The sequence below is a fragment of the Mesorhizobium sp. M0292 genome (assembly GCF_040321695.1).
In the GTDB taxonomy this organism is placed as follows: domain Bacteria; phylum Pseudomonadota; class Alphaproteobacteria; order Rhizobiales; family Rhizobiaceae; genus Mesorhizobium.
The window spans coordinates 142,334-160,235 of the sequence record NZ_JAMYSB010000013.1; the positions used below are offsets into that span (position 1 = coordinate 142,334).

Below are 17,902 nucleotides of genomic sequence, written 5' to 3' on the forward strand. Positions count from 1 at the left end.
ACAGGCAAAAGTTCAAACAAGAAAAGGGGAACGGCAATGAAGAAGACGATACTTCAAATCACCACAGCACTGGCTCTCGTGACGATGGCCGGCGCCGCACACGCAGCGGACTGCAAGATCACCGTCGGCCTGGTCATGGAGCTCACCGGTCCGGCCGGCGAATACGGCCAGGCCGGCGCGAAGTCCGTCGAAATGGCCTTCCGCGACATCAATGAAGCCGGTGGCGTACGCGGCTGCGATCTCGCAACCGACACGCGCGACAGCCAGAGCCAGGGCAATATCGCGGTCGATGCCGCGACCCAGCTGGTACAGGTCAAGAAGGTGCCGGTGATCATCGGCGGCATCATCTCCTCGGTGTCGATCCCGATTTTGACCTCGGTCACCGGGCCGGCCAAGATCGTGCAGGTGTCGCCGGCTTCGTCCTCGCCGACGCTGACCGCCCTTGGCCGCGACGGCAAGACCAACGGCATCTTCTTCCGCACCATCACGTCGGATGCGCTGCAAGGCGTGGCCGCCGCCAAATACGCCATCGACAAGGGCTTCAAGAAACTGTCGATCATCCATGTCAACAACGACTTCGGCGTCAACATGGTGGCCGAATTCTCGCGTGCCTACAAAGCGCTCGGCGGCACCATCGTCTCCGACACGCCCTATAATGAAAAGCAGTCGAGCTATGCTTCGGAAGTGACGGCGGCGATGGGAGGCGAGCCGGACGGACTCTACCTCGTCAGCACGCCGGTCGACGGCGCAACGGTCGCCCGCACCTGGATATCGCAGGGCGGCGTGCAGAAATTCCTGCTCAATGACGGCATGAACAGCCCGGACTTCATCGAATCCGTCGGCGCCGATTATCTGAAGGATGCCTATGGTACCTCTTCCGGCACCAGCCCGACGGCATCCACCGACTATTTCCTGAAAAACTACAAGGAGTTTTCGGGCATCGAACCGTCGAACCCGGCAGCCGACCGTTCCTATGATGCCGGCGCCATTGTCGGTCTCGCCATTGCCATTGCCGGCTCCGAGGATCCAGCCAAGATCAAGGATGCCATGTACAAGGCGGTCGATCCTGCCGGCACACCGATCTATGCCGGCAAGGACGAGTTCGCCAAGGCGCTCGGCCTGATCAAGGACGGCAGGCCGATCCGCTATGAAGGCGTCATCGGTCCGGTCAGCTTCGACAAATATGGCGACATCACCGGTCCGTTCCGGCTGTGGAAGATCGTCGACGGCAAGGTGACGACCGACGGTGAAATGACAACCGACGACGTCAACGCGCTGCAGGCGAAATTGCAGTAGGCGCCGGTACATTGTCCGGCGCGATCTCCGTTCGAGCTCTGGGAGATCGACGCCGGACAAGCAGTCCAACATCGGCGCTAGTTACGCGGTCAAGCGCGAAATCAGCCGGGTCAATATAACGACAGGCGGCTGGCCGGGCATGAAGACCTGCGGATTGGAGAGGGCGCCGACGATATGACCCACATAGTCTGATTTGTCGTAGCCGATTGACGATATCGGGTAGGCGTCGAAATTGGTCAGGGACACATTGTCGAAGCCATAGAGGCGGAAGCGGCTGGGCCGGTTGTCGGGGAAATCCGCCCGGCAGACATCCAGAACACCCATGGCCATCGCGTCGGACGTACAAAAGACCGCATCGGGACAGCCGCGTCCCGTCAGGCCGGCGGCTGCCGCATAGCCCGACTCGTAGGAATAGTCTCCCTGGACCGTCTGCAGCAGTTCAATTCCATGATGCCGGAACGCTTCGAGGTAGTGGCCGATGCGCAGCTGTTCGACCCGCGAGGACGAACGGCCGGTCAGCAGGCTGGCCGTGCGCGCGCGCTTGGCCGCCGCATCCGCCACGGCCTCGGCGATGCCGACGCCTTCATCGGGAATGACGGTGGGTGACAGATCGTCATGCAGTCCGTTCAGCATGATGACCAGGTCCGAGCGAAACATGCGCCGCACCGTCGCTGCATCGGCAAAGTCGGAGAACACCACGGCGGCATCGACATGATAGGCAACGCCGTTGCGCAGAAAATCCTCGACCCCTTCCGCCGAGCCGATGCGGATGAGGATGACCTGCTTGCCGATCGACTGGATTGCGTCGAGCAGACGGTCGAACAGGTCGAGATCTGAAAGGTCGTGAATGTGGTTGACCACGACGGCAACCAGATTGACGGTCTTGGTGGTCAGGCTTTGCGCCAGGAGATTGGGTTTGTAGCCGAGCTGCGCGGCGGCCTGCACGACACGTTCGCGTTTGTCCGCCGAGACCGGTCGCGGTCCGCTCGACAGCGCACGGCTCGCCGCGGCACGCGACACGCCTGCCAGCCGCGCGACATCGGCGATCGTTGCGACGGCGCCTCGAGTGTGCGCCGATCGGTTGCCGGTAGTGGGTGTCACCACAGCGGGTTGAGCGCCGGCGGGTTGGAGCCCGGCCCCCACCACTTCTTGTAGGTCGCCTCGTAGGTGCCCGACTGGATGAAGTCGGACACGAACATGTCGAGCCAGCGGACGAATTCGGGATCGCCCTTGGCGACCGCGATGCCGATCGGATCGTTGGAATAGAGGCCAGGCAGCGTCACCAGGCTCGGTGTCTTGGTTGCGAGGCAATCGAGCAGTGAGGAATCCTCGATCGCCGCATCGACGCGCTTCTGTTGCAGCTGCAGAACCCCGTCGGGCGCGAACTGGTCGACATAAACGAGCTCTGCGTCCGGCACGGCTGCCTTGAGGAAGGTTTCGCCCGTGGTGCCGCGGCCGACGACAACCTTCTTGCCGGCGAGCCCCTTGAGGTCGGTTATCCCGGCATCCTTCTGGACGATGACGCGCAGCCCGGCCCGGTTGTAGGGGATGGTGAAGTTGACGGTCTTGGCCCGCTCGAGCGTTGCCGAGGTGTTTGCGACCGCGACATCGATCTGTCCCGACACCAGCATGGAAATACGCGCATCGCCCGAGACGTCGACGAACTCGACCGGCACGCCGAGCTTTTGCGCCAGCAGCGTCGCGACATCGACATCGTAGCCGACAGGGTTGTTTTGTGCATCCCGAAAGCCGATCGGCTCGCCGCCGAGCGATACGCCGATGCGAATGGTGCCGCGTGAGCGGATGTCGTCAATCATGCCGGCAAGGGCTGGAAATGCCGAACCGGCCACGATGGCCAGCGCGGCGAAGGCACGCACTACGGTTTTCATGGTTCCTCTCCTTATTTTCTAGTGACGCGTTTTGCTGCCCGCAATTCGGGTGCGGGCATGGAATCCTTCCAGAGCCAGTAGCGGACCTCGCCCTCGCATCTGAAATTCACCACCTCGTGGTTCTGCTCGGCGTCGACGGCGTGGATGACCACTCCGGCCAGGAAGCCGGTGTCGAGTTCAGCCAGTTCCTCGACCGCCAGCGCGACCGCATCCGACAGGGATCGGCCAAGCTTCATGGCCAGCACGACGGTCCGTGCGGTGGCGCAGCGCATCGTCATCTCGCCGGTATGGGTGCACGCCGCCGCGCCATAGCGGCTGTCGGCGTAAAAGCCTGCGCCGGGAATGGGAGAATCGCCGAGCCGGCCCGGATATTTCCACGCCCAGCCCGAGGTCGAACTCGCGGCATGGACGCCGCGCCGCGCATCCGCCGACAGGAAGACGGTGGTGTCGCGGACCCGCTCGGGATCGGTGATAGTACGGCTGAGCGGCGCCAGATCGATATCGGGGAATTTCGCCAGCTGTTGCGGTGTGAGTTCCTGTTGCAGCCGCTCCCACCAGACGCGCTTGCTGTCCTCGAACAAGACTTCGTCTTCGGCAAAACCGATTTCGCTGGCAAAGCGCCGCGCCCCTTCGCCGGTCAGCATCACATGCGGCAGGCGCTTCATCACCTGCTGGGCCAGGGCAGCGACCGCCAAGGTCCTTGGCACAGCGCCGACTGAACCGACCTCTCTTGTATTGCCATCCATGACGCCGGCGTCGAACTCCATCTCGCCCAGCATGTTCGGCCAGCCGCCATAGCCGACGCTGCGAACCTTGACCTCTTTCTCCACCATGCCGATGCCGGCAACCATCGCGTCCAGGCTGACGGCGCCATCGCGCAGCATTTGCACCGAGGTCTCGAATCCCGGCCATGCTTCGTTGTTGGCTAACAGCAGCATTCCTAGTCCTTGCGCATCCTGGAGAGAAACTGCGCAACCCGCGGCTGCGCCCGGCCGCCGTCCGCGGCGAAGAAACGATCCGTCGGCAGATCGACCACCAGCCTGCCCTTGTCGAGGAAGACGATGCGGTTGGAAATCTCGCGCGCGAATTCGATCTCGTGGGTGACGAACAGCATGGTCGTGCCTTGCGCGGCGAGATTAGCCAGGATGGCCAGCACCTCGGCCGTCATTTCCGGGTCGAGCGCACTGGTCACTTCATCGAGCAGCAGATAGCGCGGCTGCATGGCGAGCGCCCGGCAGATGCCGACACGCTGGCGCTGCCCGCCCGACAACTGCGCCGGGTAGGCGTTGGCCCGATCGGCAAGGCCGACGGACTCGAGCAGCTTGCGCGCCAGCGCCTCGGCCTCAGGGCGCGGCATCTTCAGCACCTCGATCGGGGCGAGCGTAATGTTCTGAAGCGCGCTCATATGCGGATAGAGGTTGAACAGCTGGAAAACGGTGCCTGAGCGCTTGCGCGCCTCGGCCAGCTCCTTCGGCTTGCTGACATCGAAATCGTCGACCGTGATGCGGCCCGACTTCAGCTTTTCGAGGCCGTTGATGCAACGGATCAATGTCGACTTGCCGGACCCTGACGACCCGAGGATCGAGACCACTTCGCCGGGCGCGATCGTCAGGTCGACGCCGTCCAGCACAGTGACCTCGCCGAACGCTTTGTGCACGTTTTCGATCTTGAGCATGTTAAAGCCCCCGCCAGGCGCTGTGCGCCCGCAGGCGGTTTTCAAGACGCTCGCCAAGCAGGGCGACCAGCTTTGCCGCGCCATAGTAGAGCAGTCCGACGACGGTCCAGACCACGAACGGCTTCAAGGTCCGCATGTTGAGGATGTGGCCGATCTTGGTCAGGTCGACGACGCCGATGACAGAAATCAGCGACGTCACCTGAAGCTGGTTGACCAGCAGCGCGACGAGCGGGCCGACCGCGAAGGCGGCAGCCTGGGGCGAAACGATATGGCGCAGGACCTGCCACCGGGTCAGGCCGAAGACACGCGCGGCCTCGACCTGCTCGCGTTCGATCGACTCGACCGCCGAGACCGCGATGACATAGACGAATGCCGCGGTGTTCGCCGACAGAGTGATGGTCGCTGCGGTGACCGGCGTCACCCTTATATGCAGCAGCGCCGGCAGGCCGAAGAACACCAGGAACAGCTGCACCAGCACCGGCGAGTTCTTCAACAGCTCCGACAGGAAGGTGACGATCTGGGCCAGAACCGGCACACGGTAGAACCGCACCAGCGCCCAGCTCAGGCCAATCAGCAGTCCGATCAGCGACGTGATGAGAAACAGCGCGACGTTGGTGCCGAGACCTTGCGCCAGCAGGATCAGGTCGTAGGAGGTGAAGTCGCTGAACCGCATCAGTCGACCGCCTCCATCATGTCCCGATTGAGATGGCGGTGGAGCAGGGTGACGCCCAGCGAGACCAGATAGGTCAGGGCCGCATAGGCACAGAGCAGCACCATATAGACCTCGAAGGGCCGATAGGTCTGCGAGACCACGATCTGGGCTGAGCCGGTGAGCTCGTTGAGCGTGATGGTCGAGAGGATCGAGGACGTAAGGATCATGTTGATGAGCACGGATCCGAGCGGTCGCACGGAGGTGCGCAGCGCAATCGGCAGCACGATGCGGGTGAAGATCTTGCGCCTGGACAGGCCGCTCACTTCAGCGGCGTCGATGATGCCCTGGTCGATGGCGAGGATGCCGGCGCGAATGATGTCGGAGGCATAGGCGCCGCCGGCAATCGAAAGCGCCACGACGCCGGTGGTGAAGGCATCGATGTAAATGCCGAGCTCGGGCAGGCCGTAATAGAAGAAGAACAGCTGGACGATGAACGGCACATTGCGGAAGAGATCGACATAGACGAAGGCGATCCGTCGAAGCAGTGCCGAGGCGGAGGTGCGTGCGATCGCCACCAACGCGCCCATGAAGACGCTTCCTACCAGCGACAGCGCGCAAGCCGCGGCCGTGAGTTCGGCGCCGCGCGCCAGAAAACCCAGATGCGGGAGCAGAGTGGACAGATCGAAATGCACCGGCGGTCCCCAGTGAAACCGGTTTCACTCTTTTGGCTTTCGCCTCGTCTGTCAAGATGCAGGGTCTGGTTGCCGGCCTGTGGATTGCATTCGTTGCGATGATTCCGGTTCGCCTCATGCGCGCTATGTCTCAAGCGCCGACAATTCGCCGCCGGCTTTCAACTCGACGACGCCGCCTATGCCAGCCGCGCGTCGCTGCGATGGCGGCTGGGGCGGCGCCCTCGGTTTTGCCGATCCCGGCGCCGGTGTCGGATTCGGCTACGTCACCAACCGCATGCTGGGTTTCGACGACATCGATCCACGCCGCAAGGTGTTGATGATGCCGTTTACGACGCGCTCTGACGTAGGGGCGTTATGTGCGGATATTCGGGTTCCACATGGCGTCCGGCACGATCACCAGCTTGCCGACGAAGTCCTTGGCAATAAAGTCTGCCTGCGCCTTGTGAAAATCGGAGAGCCTGTAGACGCCGCCGACCAGCGGCCGGATTTTCTTCGCTTCGATGTATCCAATGATGCGGCGGAAGTCGGCGCGCGTGCCCTGGCTCGATCCGTGCAGTTGCAGCTGCTTGAGATACATGGTCCTGAGATCGAGCTGCACGACCGGGCCGGCGATGGCGCCGGCGGTGGTGTAGCGGCCTTCAGGTCGCAGGATGCGCAGCAGGTCGTTGAAGATCGCGCCGCCGACGAGATCGGCGACCACATCGATCGGCTGGTCGCCAGTGGCTTCATTCACGGCGGCGGGAAGATCGGCAACCCCACGGGTAATGACCGCTTCGGCGCCGATGTCGCGCACCGCCTGCTCCTTGCCCTTGCCGACGACCGCATAGGGAATGGCGCCGCGCGCCCGCGTCAGCTGCACGATGCCGGAACCGACGCCGCCCGAGGCGCCGGTGACCAGCACGCGTTCGCCGGCTTTCAGCCCGGCGCGCTCCAGCATCTGTTCGCCGGTGAGGTAGGCGCAGCAGAAGGTGGCGAGTTCGACGTCGCTCATGTCAGTATCGACGAAATGCGCATTCTCGCCCGGCACTGTCTGGTACTCGGCGTACCCGCCGTCGCGACCGTGGCCCATATAGTCAATGTCGGCGAGGGAATCGTCGTCGCGGTTGTAGATCGAAAAATCGACCATTACCCGTTCGCCGATACGGCCCGGGGAAACGCCTTCGCCGACGGCAGCGATGGTGCCGACCGTGTCGGTGCCCTGGATGCGCGGGAAGGTAAGCGTGTTGCCTTGCCGCCGCCACGTCGACACGGCGGCAGCGTCCTCCTCCGTGCCATAGGCGCCCTGGCGTACCCAGACATCGGTGTTGTTCATACCGCAAGCGCTGACCTTAACCAGCACCTCGCCGGCGGCAGGCACAGGCACTTTCACATCGCTGCGATAGACGAGCTTTTCCGGTCCGCCATGCCCGGTGAGCAGCACGGCGGCCATGGTGGCGGGGAGGGTCTTGGTCATGGCATTCATGGGTCGATCTCAGAGATTGGAAAACACGCTGTTGACGGCATCGGCGGTTTTCGAAACGACGATGTCGGCTTCCTCACGCGTCAGGCAGAGCGGCGGCGCGAAGCCTAGTATGTCGCCCTGCGGCATGGCGCGGCCGATGACGCCGCTGGCGGCAAGTGCTGTCGCCACTTGCGGCCCGATCTTGAGCGAGGCGTCGAAGAACACCCGGTCGTCCTTGTCGGCGACAAATTCGACCGCCGCCAGCATGCCATCGCCGCGCACGTCGCCGACGTGTCTGTGCCCGCCGACAGCCTTGGTCAGTTCGGCGCGGAAATAAGCGCCGGTCTCACCGGCGTTCGTCACCAGGTCCAGTTCGTCGATCAGTTCGAGATTGGCGACACCTGCGGCGACGCAGATCGGATGCGCGGCATAGGTCCAGCCATGGCCGAGCGAACCGAGCTTGTCGGAGCCCTGCACCAGCACCTGCCACATCTTGTCGGCAACGATGACGCCCGACAGCGGCGCGTAGGCCGAGGTCAGCCCCTTGGCGATGGTGATGAGGTCTGGCTTGATGCCGTAATGGTCGGAGCCGAACATGGTGCCCAGACGGCCGAAGCCCGTCACCACCTCGTCGGCGACCAGCAGCACGTCATACTTCTTCAGCACCGCCTGGATCTTCTCCCAGTAGCCGGCCGGCGGCGGCACGATGCCGCCAGTACCGAGGATCGGCTCGCCGATGAAGGCGGCGACGGTTTCGGGACCTTCGGCCAGGATCATCTCTTCCAGTCTGTCGGCGCAATGCTGCGAGAACTGCTCCTCGCTCATCGAGCGGTCGGCGCGGCGGAAATAGTAGGGCGCTTCGGTGTGCAGGACCGGCGCGCGCGGCAGGTCGAAGGCGTTATGGAACAGGTCGAGCCCGGTCAGTGATCCCGTCATCACGCCCGAACCGTGATAGCCGCGCCAGCGCGAGATGATCTTCTTCTTCTCCGGCCGCCCAAGCACGTTGTTGTAGTACCAGATCAGCTTGATGTTGGTCTCGTTGGCATCCGAACCCGAGAGGCCGAAATAGACCCTCGACATGCCCTTCGGCGCGCGGTCGATGATCATCTTGGCCAGCGTGATCGAGGCCTCGGTCCCGTGGCCGACATAGGCGTGGTAGTAGGCGAGGTTCTTCGCCTGGGTGGCGATCGCGTCGGCGATCTTCTGGCGGCCATAGCCGACATTGACGCAATAGAGACCGGCAAAGGCATCGATGCTCTTCCTGCCATTGTTGTCCCAGACGGTGACGCCTTCGCCGCCGGCCATGATGCGGGTCGGCGATTCACCCCGCGCATGCGTGCCCATATGGGTCGAAGGATGGAAGAAGTGGTCGCGATCCCAGGCATTGAGTTCGTTGGATTGGTCGAGCATTTTTTGACTCCTTGAGAGATGGCCGGACGGACTTATGCGACGTCCAGGCAGAGGTACTTCAGATCGGCGAAAGCTTCGAGCCCATGGCGCGAGCCTTCGCGGCCGATGCCGGATTGCTTGACGCCGCCGAATGGGATCGGCGCGCCGGTGATCTTGACGCGGTTGATAGCGACCATGCCGTAGTCGAGCGCGCGGCCCAGGCGCTGCTGGCGGGCGCCGTTCTCGGTAACGACATAGGCAACCAGGCCATATTCTGTGGCGTTGGCACGGGCGATCACTTCGTCCTCACTGTCGAACGGCGTGACGGCGGCGACCGGCCCAAAGGTCTCCTCGCGCATGATCAGCGCTTCGTCGCTGACATCGGCCAGCAGCGTCGGCTGGTAGAACAGCGGCCCGGCCTGATGCCGCTTGCCGCCGGTGAGACAGCGCGCGCCACGAGCGATGGCATGGGCGACCTGCTCTTCGACCCTTGCGACGGCACGCTCATGCATCAGCGGCCCGATGTCGATCTTGTCGGTAAGGCCGTTGCCGGTGCGCAGCGCCTCGATACGCCTGGCAAAAGCGGCGCAGAAGCGATCGTAGATCGGGCGCTGGACATAGATGCGGTTGGCGGCGAGGCAGTCCTGGCCGGAGGTGGCGAATTTGGCATCGATGGCGATGCTCACCGCCTTGTCCAGATCGGTATCGGCAAAGACGATCAGCGGCGCGTGGCCGCCAAGCTCCATCACCAGCCGCTTCATCGTCGGCGCGCTTTGCGCCGCGATCAGGCGGCCGATCTCGGTCGAGCCGGTGAAGCTTATGGCGCGAACGCGCGGGTCTTCGCACATGCGGCCGACGATGGTTGCAGCCTTTCCGGTGATGACGTTGAAGACACCGGCGGGGATGCCGGCGCGCTCGCCAAGTTCCGCCAGCGCCAGCGCCGACAGCGGCGTCTCGGATGAAGGATGCGCGACGATGGTGCAGCCGGCGGCAAGGGCGGCCGCCGCCTTGCGGGTCAGCATCGCCGCCGGAAAATTCCAGGGCGTGACGACGCCGACAACGCCGAGCGGCTCTCGTCGCACCATCATTTCCGCTTTGGGCAGATGGCTGGTGACGCTCTCGGCGTTGAGGCGCTTTGCCTCTTCGGCATACCACTCGACGAAGGAGGCGGCGTAGTCGATTTCGCCAAACGATTCCTGCAGCGGCTTGCCCTGTTCCAGTGTCATCAGCAGGGCCAGATCATCCTTGGCTGCAACGATCAGCTCGAACCATTTTCGCAGAATTCTGGACCGCTCCTGCGGCAGCAGTGACCGCCAAGCCGGGAAGGCACGCGCGGCGGCACCGATTGCCCTTGTCGTTTGCTGCGCATCGAGCGCGGCGACAAACGCGACCGTCGCGCCTGTGGCCGGATCGGTGACTTCAAAGCTTTCGGCCGCTTCGCTCGCGGTCCAATGCCCATCGACATAGGCAAGCTCGCGCAGCAGCCGGCGGTCGGAGAGGCGGTCGAGCGCCTCATGGCGATGCGAGCGGGCAAAATGCGCGGACATGGTCGAGGCCTCCCGGTTCGGACGATGCGGGAAGACTATCCGTCACATGCAGACAGAGAGACTGTTTCGACGCCCTGAAGGAGAGAGACTCTCTCTATTGTGCCGTCCCGACAGACATTCTCTCCGGGCTTATGCCGACGCCGGCAGCAGATCGGCTATCGGCAGCACGATTTCGTCCTTCACCGTCTTGGTGACGATGTAGGTGAAGTAGCGGTCGATGCCGATCTCGCGCTCCAGCAGGTCGTCGACCAGCCGCTGATAGGCGTCGATGTCGCGCGTCATCACCTTGACCACATAGTCGACGCCGCCGCCCACCGACCAGCAGGCGACGATTTCGGGGATGTCGCGGATGACGCGTTCGAAGCGGTCGAAATCGGCCTGGCGATGGCTGGCCAGCGTCACCTCCATCAACACGGTGGCGACCGGCGCCACCACGCGCATGGCGATCCTGGCGTGGTAGCCCGAGACGATGCCTGCCTTCTCCAGCTTGCGCAGCCGCATCCAGCACGGCGTCGGCGACAGCCCGACCTGTTCGGCCAGCGCCAGCTTGGTGATGCGCCCGTCGCGCTGGATGGCGTCGAGTATCCTGAGGTCGACCGCGTCGAGTTTCGATGTCATCGGCGTCCGCTTTTTGTCGGCATCACCATGACGGCGCATTATTTCGATTGTCAATTGCACTGATTTCGATCTCTATTAAGTCATGACATTATGGCAACCCGACCCTGCGCTCATCCGCCGGCCAGCCTATCAAACGCTGGCCGACCAGTTCGCCCGCGCCATTCATGACGGGCGGCTGGCCAACGGCGCGCGGCTTCCAACGCATCGAAGGCTGGCAGACGATTTAAAACTGTCGGTGCAGACGGTCAGCCGCGCCTACGAAGAACTGATCCGGCGCGGCCTGATTTCGGGCGAGATCGGCCGTGGCAGCTTTGTCCAGACGCAGCGCCGCGACCCGGAGCCGCCCTATCTGCCGGAGCGCCTCGGCGAGGTCATCGATCTGTCAATCCTGAAGCCGGTCTGCGAGCCGATGCATTTGGAGCGGCTGAAGCAGGCGCTGGGCTGGCTGGCCGAAAACCTGCCATCCAGTTCGGCGTTGTCGTTCCGGCCCAACATGGTGTTCCCGCGTCACCGCGCGGTGGCTGTCGAATGGCTGAAACTGTGTGGGCTCGACACCTCCGCACAGAATATCAGCCTGACCAATGGCGCGACCGCCGGGATGACCGTGGCGCTGATGAGCGTTGCGCCGCCGGGATCGACTGTCGCCACCGAGGCTATCGGCCACCACACGCTGGTGCCGCTGGCGCGCTATCTCGGCTTCAACCTGGAAGGCCTGCCGATCGACGGCAATGGCCTGATCCCGGAGGCGTTGAACGAGGTCTGCCGGCTCACCGACATTCGCGCGGTATTCGTGCAACCGTCGGTGATCAACCCGACGGCGACGCTGATGGACGCTCGGCGGCGCGAAGAGATCGCCGCGGTCGCGCGCAAGCACGACATCGCCATCATCGAGAACGATGTGCTGGGTCCGCTGGTCGAGGACCGGCCGCCGCCGGTCGCCGCCTTTGCGCCGGAGCGCACGCTCTACGTCACTTCCTTCACCAAGATCACCGTACCTGGCCTGCGCATCGGCTATCTCGCGGCGCCCGACCGCTATGTCGCCGCCGTTGCCAACCGGCATCTGGTGTCGAACTGGATGGCGACGCCGCTGGTGGCCGAGATCGCCACCAAATGGGTGACCGACGGCACGGCGATGGAACTCGTTCGCTGGCAGCGCGCGGCATTGCGCCGCCGCCAGGACATCGCAGCCGAGGTGCTGGGCGGGGTTGGTTATCGCGCCAGGCGCGACGGGCTGCATGTCTGGTTGCAACTGCCCGCGGACCGTGCCGAGGAAAGCTTCGTCGCCCAGGCCCGCCTGCAAGGCGTGGCGATCGCGCCCGGCACCTCCTTCCGCATCTCGGATGCGCCCTGGCATCCGGCGGTGCGCATCTCGCTCGGCTCGACCACCGAGGGGGAACTGCGCGCCGGCCTCGGCGTTGTCACCAAGTTGCTGCTTGGCGATCCGGAGCATCTGCTGCTCGCAATCTAAGCGGGAATTGCTCTGGAATCATGCAGTGCCGGAAATATTGTCATGATTTTATTTTCCCAATTGACATGATTTGGCGCGTTCCGCATCGTTAAGGGCACAGGCTTCTCCAGCAGGGGAAATTCATTTGTCCTCACCCATCATCAAGGTCGACGCCATTTCGAAGAGCTTCGGCTCGTTCAAGGTACTGGACGGCCTGTCGATGCAGGTCATGCCCGGCGAGAAGCTGGCGCTGATCGGCCCGTCCGGCTCGGGCAAGACGACGATCCTGCGAATCCTGATGACGCTGGAGAAGATCGACGGCGGCCATATCCAGATCGATGGCGAGCAGCTCTATCACATGGAGCGCAACGGCCAGCTGCTGCCCGCCGACGAGCGGCACCTGACCAAGATGCGGCAGAAGATCGGCATGGTCTTCCAGCTGTTCAATCTGTTTCCGCACAAATGCGTCATGGATAACGTCACGCTGGCGCCGATGCTGACCAAGGGCACGCCTCGCGCCGCCGCTGAAAAGCGGGCCATGGAACTGCTCGACATGGTCGGCATGGCCGACAAGGCGAAGTCGATGCCGGCGCAGCTGTCCGGCGGCCAGAAGCAGCGCGTGGCGATTGCCCGTGCGCTGGCATTGTCGCCGAAGATCATGCTGTTCGACGAGGTGACGTCGGCCCTCGATCCGGAGCTGGTCGAGGAGGTGATGAATGTCATGCGCAAGCTCGCCGCAGAGACCGACATGACCATGCTGCTGGTCACCCACGAGATGGGCTTTGCCCACGACTTCGCCGACCGCGTGCTGTTCTTCGACCGCGGCAAGATCGTCGAAGAGGGCAAACCAGACGAGATTTTCCGCCATCCAAAGCAGGAGCGCACGCAAGGCTTCCTGAAGAAGATCATCGCAGCCGGACATCGTGTCTGACCGCTTTGCGGGGCGGAAGACCGCCCCAGACAAAACCAAGAAGACAACAAGGAGTTGGGAACAATGAAGAAACTTGGCATTCTGGCCGGCGTCGCCGGTCTCGCACTGACGGCGGTGCTCGCCGCGTCGAGCACCGGTTCGGCCGATGACAGCAAGCTCGAGCAATTGAAGGCGCAGGGCTTTGCCCGCGTCGCGATCGCCAACGAGCCGCCCTATACGGCGGTCGCCGCCGACGGCAAAGTTTCGGGTGCGGCGCCCGACGTGGCGCGCGAGGTCTTCAAGCGTCTCGGTGTTGCCGACATCGTCGCTTCGATCTCCGAATATGGCGCGATGATCCCCGGCCTGCAGGCCGGCCGCTTCGACGTCGTCACCGCCGGCCTGTTCATGAAGCCGGAGCGTTGCGCGGCGGTCGTCTATTCCGAGCCGGTGCTGTGCGACGCCGAGGCGATGCTGGTGAAGAAGGGCAATCCGAAGGGCTTCAAGAGCTACGAGGACGTCGCCAAGGACACGTCAGCCACCATCGGCGCGCCGGGCGGCGGCACCGAGGAGAAGCTGGCGCTCAACGCCGGCGTGCCGCGCGAGCGCGTCATCGTCGTGCCGGACGGCCAGAGCGGCCTGAAGATGCTGCAGGACGGTCGCATCGATGCCTATTCGCTTCCCGTCCTGTCGATCAACGACCTCGTCAAGAAAGCCAACGATCCGAACCTCGAAGTCATCGCCCCGGTGGTCGGCGCGCCGGTCTATTGCGACGGCGCCGCCTTCAAGAAAGGCGATGAGGCCCTGCGCGATGCCTTCGATGTCGAGCTCGCCAAGCTGAAGAAATCCGGCGAGTTCGCCAAGATCATCGAGCCCTACGGCTTCTCGGCCGCAGCCGCGATGTCGACCACGCGGGACAAGCTCTGCGCGGCGAAATAGCGCCGTTTTTGCCTTCTCCCTGTTCACGGGGAGAAGGTGGCCCGAAGGGCCGGATGAGGGGCGGCGCCAGGTTCTGAGAATTTAGCGCTGCCCCTCATCTGCCTGCCCGTCCTCCGCAGCAGCTGCGCTGCAGCTTCGGAGGGTGGACTGGCATCTTCTCTCCGTGAACGGGGAGAAGGAAGCTAACCGCCAACGTTGGAACCCGAATGACCCAGTGGTCCGGCTACCTCGGCCTGATATTGCAGGGAGCGCTTGTCACCATCGAGCTGACGCTGATGGGGTCGGTGCTCGCCCTGATCATGGCCTTCCTCGCCGGCATGGGCCGCGTGTCGCGCTTCTTTGCGCTGCGCTGGCTGGCCACCGCCTATATAGAATTCTTCCGCGGCACCTCGATCTTCGTGCAGCTGTTCTTTGCCTATTTCGTGTTGCCGTTGATCGGCCTCGAACTGACCCCCCTGCAGGCGGGTGTGCTGGCGCTGGGCCTCAATGTCGGCGCCTATGCGGCCGAGGTGGTACGCGGCGCCATCCAGTCGGTCGGCCGCGAACAATATGAGGCCTGCATCGCGCTCAACCTCGGCCGCTGGCAAGGCATGCGCCATGTCATCCTGCCGCAGGCGCTGCTGGTCATGCTGCCGACCTTCGGCAACAACGCCATCGAACTGCTCAAGGCGACCTCCGTGGTGTCGCTGATCTCGCTCGCCGATCTCACCTTTCAGGCGCAGGTCGTGCGCTCGCAGACCGGCAACACGCTGGCGCCGTTCACCACCATCCTGATCATCTATTTCGCCCTGGCGCTGATCATCTCCTGGGGCGTGCGTTCATTGGAACGCCGCATGGCGCGCGGCCTCGACGGGGTGCGCGTCTGATGGATTGGGACTGGAACTTCGTCTGGGAGATCCTGCCGACGCTGATCCAGGGCGTGAAGATCACCATCCTGGCAACGCTGCTCGGCTCCGTGCTGGCCGCTATCGTGGGTCTGGGCATCGCGCTGGCGCGACGCTCGCCCAACAAGGTCCTGTCGCGCACCGTCGGCTGGGCGGCCGAATTCATCCGCGGCACGCCGCTTCTGGTGCAACTTTATTTCATCTTCTATGTCCTGCCGGATTTCGGCATCCTTTTGCCGCCCTTGGTCGCCGGCGTCATCGGGCTCGGCCTGCACTACGGCACCTACACGGCGGAAGTCTATCGCGCCGGCATCGACAACGTGCCGCGCGGCCAGTGGGAGGCGGCCAAGGCCTGCAATCTGAGCGCCACGCAGACCTGGACCAACATCATCATTCCGCAAGCGATCCCACCGATGATCCCGGCTTTGGCCAACTATTTCATCGCCATGTTCAAGGAGACGCCGCTCCTATCGGCGATCACCGTGCTGGAGCTGATGAACCAGGCCAAGAGCGTCGCCAACACCTACTACCGCTACATTGAGCCGATCACGCTGGTCGGCGCTTTCTTCCTCGTCATCAGCCTCTTCTCGGTCGTGCTGCTGCGCTGGCTGGAACATCGCTACGGCAAGATCGAAAGGTAATTCTCAAGATGAAACCGCTGCCCGAGATCAGGCTGATGCCGACAAGGCCGGCGCTCGATGCGCGCCCGCTGGAAAAGCGTGTCGGCCTCATCATCCTTGCCACCGACCACACCAGCGAGCCCGATTTCCGCCGCATGGTGGCGAGCGAGCGGATCGGCGTCTATGTCGCGCGCATTCCCTACAAGAATCCGACCACGCCCGAGAATTTACGCAAGATGCAGCCCGAGCTGGCGGCGGGTGCTGCGTTGATCCTGCCCGACGAAAACCTCGACGCGATCTGCTACTCCTGCACCTCGGCCTCGGTGGTGATTGGCGACGCCGAGATCGAGGCCGCGATCCAGTCTGCCAAGCCGGGCGTTCCCGTGGTCACGCCGCCGATGGCGGGCGTGCGCGGGCTGCAGGCGCTGGGCGCGAAAAAGATCAGCATCCTCACCCCTTACACCGTCGAAACCTCCAGGCCGATGGCGACGTATTTCGCCGAGCGCGGCTTCGAGATCGTCAGCTTCACCTGTCTCGGCTTCGAGGACGATCGCGAGATGGCGCGCATTGCGCCGGCAGCGATTGTCGATCTCGCACGAGAGGCGACACACGCTGAGGCCGACGCACTGTTCGTGTCCTGCACCGCATTGCGCGGAGCGCTCGCGGTTCCCGGCGTGGAACAGGCGATCGACCGCCCGGTCGTTACCAGCAATCAGGCCAGCGCCTGGAATTGTTTGCGGTTGTGTGGCGACGGGACGTCGCATCCCGAATTTGGCCGTCTGATGACGCTGCCTTTGCCGCGCGATTGATGATCATGACGACAGTCACCCTTAACGATATTCGTGCCGCCCGGGAGCGAATTGCCGGCAAAATCGAACGCACGCCGACAGGGTTATCTCACAGCCTTTCCGAACGACTGGGCATCCCCGTCCACCTCAAGCTTGAACACCGCCAGACCACCGGCAGCTTCAAGCTGCGCGGCGCCTCGAATGCCGTTGCTTCGCTGAGCGCCGAGGTGAAGGCGCGCGGTGTGGTCGCGGCGTCGACCGGCAATCATGGCCGTGCGCTGGCCCATGCCGCGAAGCTCGAAGGCATGCGTGCGGTGATCTGCATGTCGCGACTGGTGCCGGGCAACAAGCTCGACGAAATCCGTCGGCTTGGCGCGGATGTCCGCATCATCGGCAACAGTCAGGACGAGGCGCAGCAGGAGGTCGAACGGCTGGTGGCGCAGGAGGGACTGGTGATGCTGCCGCCCTTCGACCACCCGGCCATCATCGCTGGGCAGGGCACGCTTGGACTGGAGATGATCGAGCAGGTCCCGGATGCCGCTCTCGTCCTCGTCCAGCTTTCCGGTGGCGGCTTGGCCTCGGGCATCGCCGCAGCTATCAAAGGCACTAGCCCCAGGACAAAAGTGATCGGCGTTTCGATGGCACGTGGCGCTGCGATGAAGGCCAGCCTCGACGCCGGCCGGCCGGTCGAGGTTGAAGAACTGCCGACACTGGCGGATTCGCTCGGCGGCGGCATCGGTCTCGACAACCGGCTGACCTTCGCCATGTGCCGCGATCTGCTCGACGACGTCATCCTGCTCACCGAGGACGAGATCGCCGCCGGCATCCGACATGCCTATGAACAAGAGCGCGAGATCGTCGAAGGCGCCGGTGCGGTCGGCATCGCTGCGCTACTCGCCGGCAAGGTCAGGGCGACCGGGCCGGTGGTCGTGCTTCTCTCGGGCCGCAATATCGACATGAACACGCATCGCAAGATCGTCTGCGGTGACGCAATCGCGGAGCGCGCGGCATGAAAGCTCTCCCACGCCGAATTCCCGCCCACCCCCCTCTGTCCTGCCGGACATCTCCCCCGCAAGGGGGGAGATCGGCAGCTTCGATGTGGTCGCTATTCTTGCTGC

General features: G+C 63.8%; 18 protein-coding genes. 8 read left to right on the forward strand and 10 right to left on the reverse strand.

The features are described 5' to 3' along the window. The first annotated feature begins 36 nt into the window (after positions 1-36). A complete protein-coding gene (locus tag NKI96_RS20805) occupies positions 37-1,296 on the forward strand; it encodes an ABC transporter substrate-binding protein (RefSeq protein ID WP_023667861.1) in 1,260 nt (419 codons plus the stop codon). A gap of 81 nt (positions 1,297-1,377) precedes the next feature. Here NKI96_RS20805 and NKI96_RS20810 read toward each other — a convergent pair whose 3' ends face one another. From NKI96_RS20810 to NKI96_RS20855, 10 genes are all read right to left on the reverse strand, one after another. Continuing rightward, positions 1,378-2,400 carry a LacI family DNA-binding transcriptional regulator gene (locus NKI96_RS20810; RefSeq protein ID WP_023732245.1) on the reverse strand — a complete coding sequence of 341 codons (1,023 nt, stop codon included), beginning with the start codon at positions 2,398-2,400 and terminating at the stop codon, positions 1,378-1,380. Then, entirely contained in the window at positions 2,394-3,185 is a 792-nt protein-coding gene (locus tag NKI96_RS20815; RefSeq protein ID WP_352805864.1) for a transporter substrate-binding domain-containing protein, read from the reverse strand. The genes NKI96_RS20810 and NKI96_RS20815 overlap by 7 nt, the downstream gene beginning before the upstream one ends. Positions 3,186-3,196: 11 nt before the next feature. After that, positions 3,197-4,123: an isoaspartyl peptidase/L-asparaginase gene (locus tag NKI96_RS20820; protein ID WP_023667864.1), complete on the reverse strand. Its 927-nt coding sequence runs from the start codon at positions 4,121-4,123 to the stop codon at positions 3,197-3,199. Between the two features lie 2 nt (positions 4,124-4,125). Beyond that, the gene (locus NKI96_RS20825) at positions 4,126-4,860 is read right to left on the reverse strand and encodes an amino acid ABC transporter ATP-binding protein (protein WP_023682682.1); all 735 of its coding nucleotides are present in this window, start codon (positions 4,858-4,860) and stop codon (positions 4,126-4,128) included. Position 4,861: 1 nt separating this feature from the next. Next, positions 4,862-5,533, reverse strand: a complete 672-nt coding sequence (locus NKI96_RS20830) for an amino acid ABC transporter permease (RefSeq protein WP_023682681.1) — start codon at positions 5,531-5,533, stop codon at positions 4,862-4,864. Further along, positions 5,533-6,204, reverse strand: a complete 672-nt coding sequence (locus NKI96_RS20835; protein WP_023682680.1) for an amino acid ABC transporter permease — start codon at positions 6,202-6,204, stop codon at positions 5,533-5,535. Before NKI96_RS20835 ends, NKI96_RS20830 begins: the two co-directional genes overlap by 1 nt. Positions 6,205-6,556: 352 nt before the next feature. Continuing rightward, positions 6,557-7,666, reverse strand: coding sequence for an alcohol dehydrogenase family protein (locus tag NKI96_RS20840; protein WP_352805867.1), 1,110 nt, complete (start codon positions 7,664-7,666; stop codon positions 6,557-6,559). 9 nt (positions 7,667-7,675) lie between these two features. After that, positions 7,676-9,055 (reverse strand): aspartate aminotransferase family protein, encoded by a 1,380-nt coding sequence (locus NKI96_RS20845; protein ID WP_023682678.1) that lies wholly within the window; start codon positions 9,053-9,055, stop codon positions 7,676-7,678. Between the two features lie 32 nt (positions 9,056-9,087). After that, positions 9,088-10,581 carry an NAD-dependent succinate-semialdehyde dehydrogenase gene (locus tag NKI96_RS20850; protein WP_023753983.1) on the reverse strand — a complete coding sequence of 498 codons (1,494 nt, stop codon included), beginning with the start codon at positions 10,579-10,581 and terminating at the stop codon, positions 9,088-9,090. 129 nt (positions 10,582-10,710) lie between these two features. Continuing rightward, positions 10,711-11,199, reverse strand: a complete 489-nt coding sequence (locus NKI96_RS20855; RefSeq protein ID WP_023686966.1) for an Lrp/AsnC family transcriptional regulator — start codon at positions 11,197-11,199, stop codon at positions 10,711-10,713. An 82-nt stretch (positions 11,200-11,281) separates the two neighbouring features. Between NKI96_RS20855 and ehuR the strand changes: the two genes are divergently transcribed. The 7 genes from ehuR (at position 11,282) to eutB (ending at position 17,797) form a co-directional block, all read left to right on the forward strand. Then, entirely contained in the window at positions 11,282-12,667 is a 1,386-nt protein-coding gene (gene ehuR / locus NKI96_RS20860) for a MocR-like ectoine utilization transcription factor EhuR (protein ID WP_023753984.1), read from the forward strand. 124 nt (positions 12,668-12,791) lie between these two features. Beyond that, positions 12,792-13,577 (forward strand): ectoine/hydroxyectoine ABC transporter ATP-binding protein EhuA, encoded by a 786-nt coding sequence (gene ehuA, locus NKI96_RS20865; protein WP_023682675.1) that lies wholly within the window; start codon positions 12,792-12,794, stop codon positions 13,575-13,577. Between the two features lie 63 nt (positions 13,578-13,640). After that, positions 13,641-14,492, forward strand: coding sequence for an ectoine/hydroxyectoine ABC transporter substrate-binding protein EhuB (gene ehuB, locus NKI96_RS20870; protein WP_023682674.1), 852 nt, complete (start codon positions 13,641-13,643; stop codon positions 14,490-14,492). 206 nt (positions 14,493-14,698) lie between these two features. Further along, the gene (ehuC, locus tag NKI96_RS20875; RefSeq protein ID WP_023667875.1) at positions 14,699-15,358 is read left to right on the forward strand and encodes an ectoine/hydroxyectoine ABC transporter permease subunit EhuC; all 660 of its coding nucleotides are present in this window, start codon (positions 14,699-14,701) and stop codon (positions 15,356-15,358) included. Further along, positions 15,358-16,017: an ectoine/hydroxyectoine ABC transporter permease subunit EhuD gene (gene ehuD / locus NKI96_RS20880; protein WP_023686970.1), complete on the forward strand. Its 660-nt coding sequence runs from the start codon at positions 15,358-15,360 to the stop codon at positions 16,015-16,017. Before ehuC ends, ehuD begins: the two co-directional genes overlap by 1 nt. Positions 16,018-16,025: 8 nt before the next feature. After that, positions 16,026-16,805, forward strand: a complete 780-nt coding sequence (eutA, locus tag NKI96_RS20885; RefSeq protein ID WP_352805872.1) for an ectoine utilization protein EutA — start codon at positions 16,026-16,028, stop codon at positions 16,803-16,805. 5 nt (positions 16,806-16,810) lie between these two features. Beyond that, complete coding sequence (eutB, locus tag NKI96_RS20890; protein ID WP_031208319.1) at positions 16,811-17,797, forward strand: hydroxyectoine utilization dehydratase EutB; 987 nt, start codon at positions 16,811-16,813, stop codon at positions 17,795-17,797. Positions 17,798-17,902: the final 105 nt, after the last annotated feature.

What these genes read in the sequence shown, in the direction of transcription:
- ehuR (WP_023753984.1), top strand. Translation starts at nt 11,282, where the DNA reads ATGACATTATGGCAACCCGACCCTGCGCTCATCCGCCGGCCAGCCTAT.
- NKI96_RS20855 (WP_023686966.1), bottom strand. Translation starts at nt 11,199, where the DNA reads ATGACATCGAAACTCGACGCGGTCGACCTCAGGATACTCGACGCCATC.
- ehuC (WP_023667875.1), top strand. Translation starts at nt 14,699, where the DNA reads ATGACCCAGTGGTCCGGCTACCTCGGCCTGATATTGCAGGGAGCGCTT.
- eutA (WP_352805872.1), top strand. Translation starts at nt 16,026, where the DNA reads ATGAAACCGCTGCCCGAGATCAGGCTGATGCCGACAAGGCCGGCGCTC.
- NKI96_RS20815 (WP_352805864.1), bottom strand. Translation starts at nt 3,185, where the DNA reads ATGAAAACCGTAGTGCGTGCCTTCGCCGCGCTGGCCATCGTGGCCGGT.
- ehuB (WP_023682674.1), top strand. Translation starts at nt 13,641, where the DNA reads ATGAAGAAACTTGGCATTCTGGCCGGCGTCGCCGGTCTCGCACTGACG.
- NKI96_RS20825 (WP_023682682.1), bottom strand. Translation starts at nt 4,860, where the DNA reads ATGCTCAAGATCGAAAACGTGCACAAAGCGTTCGGCGAGGTCACTGTG.
- NKI96_RS20840 (WP_352805867.1), bottom strand. Translation starts at nt 7,666, where the DNA reads ATGAATGCCATGACCAAGACCCTCCCCGCCACCATGGCCGCCGTGCTG.
- NKI96_RS20845 (WP_023682678.1), bottom strand. Translation starts at nt 9,055, where the DNA reads ATGCTCGACCAATCCAACGAACTCAATGCCTGGGATCGCGACCACTTC.
- ehuD (WP_023686970.1), top strand. Translation starts at nt 15,358, where the DNA reads ATGGATTGGGACTGGAACTTCGTCTGGGAGATCCTGCCGACGCTGATC.
- eutB (WP_031208319.1), top strand. Translation starts at nt 16,811, where the DNA reads ATGACGACAGTCACCCTTAACGATATTCGTGCCGCCCGGGAGCGAATT.
- NKI96_RS20830 (WP_023682681.1), bottom strand. Translation starts at nt 5,533, where the DNA reads ATGCGGTTCAGCGACTTCACCTCCTACGACCTGATCCTGCTGGCGCAA.
- NKI96_RS20820 (WP_023667864.1), bottom strand. Translation starts at nt 4,123, where the DNA reads ATGCTGCTGTTAGCCAACAACGAAGCATGGCCGGGATTCGAGACCTCG.
- NKI96_RS20850 (WP_023753983.1), bottom strand. Translation starts at nt 10,581, where the DNA reads ATGTCCGCGCATTTTGCCCGCTCGCATCGCCATGAGGCGCTCGACCGC.
- NKI96_RS20805 (WP_023667861.1), top strand. Translation starts at nt 37, where the DNA reads ATGAAGAAGACGATACTTCAAATCACCACAGCACTGGCTCTCGTGACG.